At 60.0% G+C, this 4,748-nt stretch carries 5 protein-coding genes and 1 pseudogene; 3 read left to right on the forward strand and 3 right to left on the reverse strand.

What is annotated here, in order from left to right; genetic code table 11:
• The 3 genes and pseudogenes from Q0216_RS07875 to modA all read right to left on the reverse strand — a co-directional run.
• A pseudogene (locus Q0216_RS07875) lies at positions 1-184 on the reverse strand (molybdopterin molybdenumtransferase MoeA); the annotation flags it as partial.
• 124 nt (positions 185-308) lie between these two features.
• Positions 309-1,181: an ABC transporter permease gene (locus Q0216_RS07880; protein ID WP_298594326.1), complete on the reverse strand. Its 873-nt coding sequence runs from the start codon at positions 1,179-1,181 to the stop codon at positions 309-311.
• A 43-nt stretch (positions 1,182-1,224) separates the two neighbouring features.
• Complete coding sequence (gene modA / locus Q0216_RS07885; protein WP_298594328.1) at positions 1,225-2,028, reverse strand: molybdate ABC transporter substrate-binding protein; 804 nt, start codon at positions 2,026-2,028, stop codon at positions 1,225-1,227.
• A gap of 232 nt (positions 2,029-2,260) precedes the next feature.
• Here modA and moaA point away from each other — a divergent pair, with 232 nt between their 5' ends.
• The 3 genes from moaA to Q0216_RS07900 all read left to right on the forward strand — a co-directional run bounded on the left by moaA (position 2,261) and on the right by Q0216_RS07900 (position 4,572).
• Positions 2,261-3,472, forward strand: coding sequence for a GTP 3',8-cyclase MoaA (moaA, locus tag Q0216_RS07890; RefSeq protein WP_298594330.1), 1,212 nt, complete (start codon positions 2,261-2,263; stop codon positions 3,470-3,472).
• 102 nt (positions 3,473-3,574) lie between these two features.
• On the forward strand, positions 3,575-3,841 hold the full coding sequence (locus Q0216_RS07895) for a MoaD/ThiS family protein (protein ID WP_060824407.1): 267 nt from the start codon (positions 3,575-3,577) through the stop codon (positions 3,839-3,841).
• A 14-nt stretch (positions 3,842-3,855) separates the two neighbouring features.
• Positions 3,856-4,572 (forward strand): molybdenum cofactor guanylyltransferase, encoded by a 717-nt coding sequence (locus Q0216_RS07900; RefSeq protein WP_298594333.1) that lies wholly within the window; start codon positions 3,856-3,858, stop codon positions 4,570-4,572.
• The last annotated feature ends 176 nt before the right edge of the window (positions 4,573-4,748 follow it).

The following is a 4,748-nucleotide window of genomic DNA, read 5'->3' on the forward strand; positions in this document are numbered from 1 at the left end:
TCTGGGAGTTGTCGAAGCTGGGTACGTCCATGCGTGCGGTGACGTCTTGGGCGAGGATGCGTCCTGCCGCGTGGTAGAGGGGAACCGTTTCTGCGGTGCCGATGAAGACTTCGCGTAGCAGTAGCGCCAGGTAGGCGCGGTATTCCTCAGTGCTGGGGGTTCCGTTGAATTCGGGGGAAATCATGGCGATTCCAATCGTGCGGCGGCAGTTATAACTAGTGTAGGTGTGTGTTTGCGGGCTGGTAAATGCAGTTTTACCTAAGGGCCGGTGTGGGCCGGGTGGTGTGCCAGGCAAGCGACGGAGCGGCTTATCGGGTGCTTTCGCGTAGTTTTTTCAGGGCGCGGATCAGGCCGAGGACCCCGAAGATGCCTAGGTAGAGGCTGATGAGAATCAGGGCGCTTCCGAGGGCGCTGGGGATATCGCTACTATTGATGGCTAGGTCGATGGCAAGGGGGATGGTTTGGGTTTTGCCTTGCACGTTACCGGCGAAGGTCACGGTTGCGCCGTATTCGCCGAGAGCGCGGGCGAAGGAGAGCAGGAAGGCGGTGGCGAGGCCGGGAGCGGCGAGGGGCAGCAGTACTTTGAAGGTGATTTCTGCGGGTTTAGCGCCTTCGACGAGGGCGATTTCTTCGTATTCGCGGGGAATAGCCTGCAGGGTGGTGACCGCGGTGGCAACGAAGAAGGGTAGGGCAACGAATACCTGGGCGATAATCACCGCGTTGGAGGTGAAGGGGATGGAGATTCCTGCCTGGTAGAGGTAAGTGCCAATCATGCCTCTGCGCCCCCAGAAGAAGAGCAGCCCGAGGCCGGAGACCACCGGGGAGAGAATCACCGGGGTGTAGATGATGGCGTAGAGAACCGACCCGAACCGGTGCAGCCGCGAGCGGTTGAGCACTTTGGAGAGCACGAGCGCCAGAGGCGCGCCGAGAAGTCCGCAGATGAGGGTGGATGCGGCGGCGGTACTGAGGGAGAGGTTCGCCGCCCCGAGCACCTGCGGGGTGAAGATGCTGCCGAGCTGGCTCCAGGGGATGTTGAGGAAGAGCCCGAGGAGCGGTCCGGCAATGAGGAAAATACCCAGCGACGCCGGAACCAGGAAGAGCACGGGCACGGAGGCGAAGAGCCTACTTCCGAGTGTGCGTGAGGTTCCGGCGTTGCGACGGGTAGCGGTAGTGTCTGTCATGGGTGATACGACGCGGGTTGTTCCCTACTATGGCTGTGTTTTACTATGCGGCGCTGAAGCCGTACTCGGTGAGGATCTTCTTCGCCTCGTCGGAGTTCAGCAACCATTCGTTGAACTTCTTCGCGGTTTCGGAGGAGGAGCCGGTCTTGCTGAGCGCTGCGGGGTATTCGTTGCGTTCCACGTCGGTCAGCTCGATGGAGCCGAGGTTCACGCCCTTCTTCTTGGCTGCGGCGAGGTCGGTGGTGTAGATGAAGCCCGCATCGGCGTTACCGGTGGTGACCTTGGTTGCTACGTCGGTGACCTTGCTTTCGGTGGTTGCGTTCTTGAGGGTGATGTCGTGCTTCGTCAGCACCTGGTGGGCGAGGGTTCCGCAGGGGACGTCTTCTTTGCAGATTGCGACGACGCCGTCGGTGGTCTTGAGGTCGTCGAGGCTGTTGATTTTGCCGGGGTTGCCTTCAGCGGTGACGAGCACGAGCTGGTTGGTAACCAGGACGTCGGTTTCGGAGGCGGAGAACTGGTCGAGCTTCTTTGCTTTGTCCATGTTCTTGGTGTCTGCGGTGATGAGCAGGTCGGGGGTTGCGCCCTGCTCGATCTGGTTGACAAGCTTTGCGGAGCCTTCGTAGACGAAGGTGACGTCTACGCCGGGGTTGGCGGCTTCGTATGCCTTTTCGAGGTCTGCACCGGCGTTGTTCAGGGAGGCGGCGGCGAAGACTTCGATCTTGCCGGAAGCAACCTGGCTGCTCGTTGCAGAGGCGGTGGAGGAAGAGGAGCTCTGGGTGGCGCCGCATCCGGTGAGGGCGAGGGTTGCTGCGGCGAGCGCGCTGAGGGCTGCGAGGGGGCTCTTCATGAGGTATTTCCTTGGTTGGTTCGTACTGCTATTGGAGGTGAGGTGCGTCCATGTGCGGGCTCTATATGACGTTCTGTGTACATCCCTAGCTTGTACACGTGGTGTTGCTTTGTCACTGTGGTCTGCGGTGGCGCAGTTGTAACTTACCCTGCACACACTATGTACAGGGCGCCGGAACATGGAATAATCATATTGTCACCTGAAATATGCAAATTTTCCACATAGGTTTTACATGGCGTACACGGCGAATTCGGCCTCTTCTGAACTCATTGCGGGCCCAATGTTAAGCACCTTATCTTCTGCGGAGGGTAACGGGGCTGCTTTTGTGACGCCCCAAAAATCTGAGAGTGGTGGAAAGGCCCAGCGTAAACTCCCGAATATTACGAATAGCGGTCCGCTCTTGGACCGTTGGGGTCGCGTGGCAACGGACCTGCGTATCTCTCTGACCGATAAATGTAATCTTCGTTGCATTTATTGCATGCCGGCGGATGGTTTGCAGTGGCTCCCGAAGGAGAATCTGCTCTCCGCCGAGGAGATTGCGCGCCTTGCCGACATTGCAATCACCGAGCTGGGCGTTGAGGAGATCCGCTTTACCGGTGGCGAGCCGCTGGTGCGCGCCGATTTGGTGGACATTATTTCCCGCATCCATCAGGCTCATCCTGACATCCCGTTGGCGATTACGACGAACGGTATTGGTTTGGAGAAGCGCGCCGCTGCCCTGGCGGAGGCCGGTCTGACCCGCATCAATGTTTCTCTGGATACGATTTGCCGTGAAACCTTTGCCGAACTGACCCGCCGCGACAAGCTCGACGCCGTACTCAAGGGTATTGACGGTGCAGCGGAGGCTGGCCTGTGGCCCATCAAGATCAATGCTGTGCTGATGCCGGGCCTGAATGATGACCAGGCTCCGGAGCTTCTGCGTTGGGCGTTGGCGGGCGGCTATCAGCTGCGTTTCATTGAGCAGATGCCGCTGGACGCTGATAACCGTTGGACCCGTGAGGGCACGATTACTGCCGCCGAGATTCGCGAGAAGCTATCGGCTGAGTACGTTCTGGGTTCGGTGGCGGAGGCGCGCGGCGACTCCCCCGCTCAGCTGTGGGAGGTGTACCCGCTCGGCACTGTTCTGGATGAGGCGGGCTTCCCGACTGACGGCACCGAGTCGCTGGGCCGCGTGGGTATTATCGCCTCGGTCACGGAGTCGTTCTGCGGCGCGTGCACCCGCACCCGTCTGACCGCGGACGGCAAAATCCGCTCCTGTCTGTTCTCCGATACCGAGACTGATTTGATGCAGCTTCTGCGTTCTGGCGCTGACGATAAGCAGCTGGCTCTGCGTTGGCGTGAGGGCATGTGGTTTAAGCCGCGCGCCCACGGTAAGGAAGACGCTGACTTCGATATTGAGGAGTTCGCCAAGGCGAGCCGCTCGATGAGCGCTATTGGTGGCTAAGGAAGCCGCTGTTCTCAGCCGAAGATGCACGGATAAGGCTTTTTGCTAGCTCTTGCACCCGTGATTTTCGGTTGCCCCCTGACGTAAGGATTGAGGAGCATTATGCAGGTTCATTTTTTCGCTGCCGCGCGTTCTGCGGCGGGTACCGCGCAGCTGTCGGTGCCCCTGGCGCAGCTGTCGTCTGCGACTCTTGGCGCGCTGGTTGAGCATCTGGGTCAGAGCCTGGAGGGTACGACCCCGTCAGGCCTGACTCTTGCGCAGGTGATGGAGCAGTGCTCGTTCCTGGTCAATGGTGCCCGCTCTGATGCGCAGGCGCCCCTGCAGGATACCGACCGTGTGGACATTCTGCCGCCCTTTGCGGGTGGATAATGCGGGCGGATAAGATGCCCGGTTCTGAGCTTGCCGCGGAAGGCTCTGCCGATTTTTCGTGCGCCGCGGTCGTTGTTGCCGGAGGCGCTTCTCGCCGCCTGAACCACGTGCCGAAGGCGTCCCTGTCTGATGGCACGAGTACCCTGCTGGATTGTGCCCTGGAGGCGGTGGCCGCCGCGTCCCCGCGCGTGGTGGTAGGTCCTGAGAGCTTGCCGTTGCCCTCGGGTGTGTTGCGCACTCGTGAGAATCCGCCCTTTTCGGGTCCTGCTGCGGCGATTCATGCCGGTTTGGAGTGTATCGCCGCGGATTGCGAGCGCTCGCAGGCTCCCATGCCTGAATGGTGCCTGATTTTGGGTGTGGATACTCCGCGTATTGCCCCGGCGGTTCAGCAGCTGATTGCTGCGGCGCGGGGTGCTGAGCGGGCGGCGGACTTCTCCTCCTCTACCGGTTCTGAAGCGCCCGCTGCTTCTGAAGCCCCCACCAATTCTGAAGCCTCTGCAGGTTTCTGGGGTGTTTCTGAGGGCATCTATCAGCCGCTGGTGGGTATTTACCGTTTTGAGGCGATCCGCTCGGTCTTTTCGACCGGCACTACCGATGCTTCTGTGCGTTCTTTTTTGCGTCGTTTGAACCCGGTGGCGGTGGAAATGTCTGCCGCGGACACCGCCGATGTTGATACGTGGGAGCAGGCGCAGGCACTGGGTTATACGACTTCGCTCTGGTCAAGTTATTAGTAGCTGAGGTGCACAGTTATTAGCAGCTGAGGCGCCCAGAAGCGCTAGTTGCTAAGCTACGAGTAACCTAGGTAGTAGGTTAGGGCTCTAGGCACCGCACTCGGTAGCGTTTTGAGCTCGCGCGCTGTTGCGCGTCCCGCACACACTTTTACGAGGTACGATGTCTCACCATATTC

Source organism: uncultured Rothia sp. (assembly GCF_937976295.1).
Taxonomy (GTDB): domain Bacteria; phylum Actinomycetota; class Actinomycetes; order Actinomycetales; family Micrococcaceae; genus Rothia.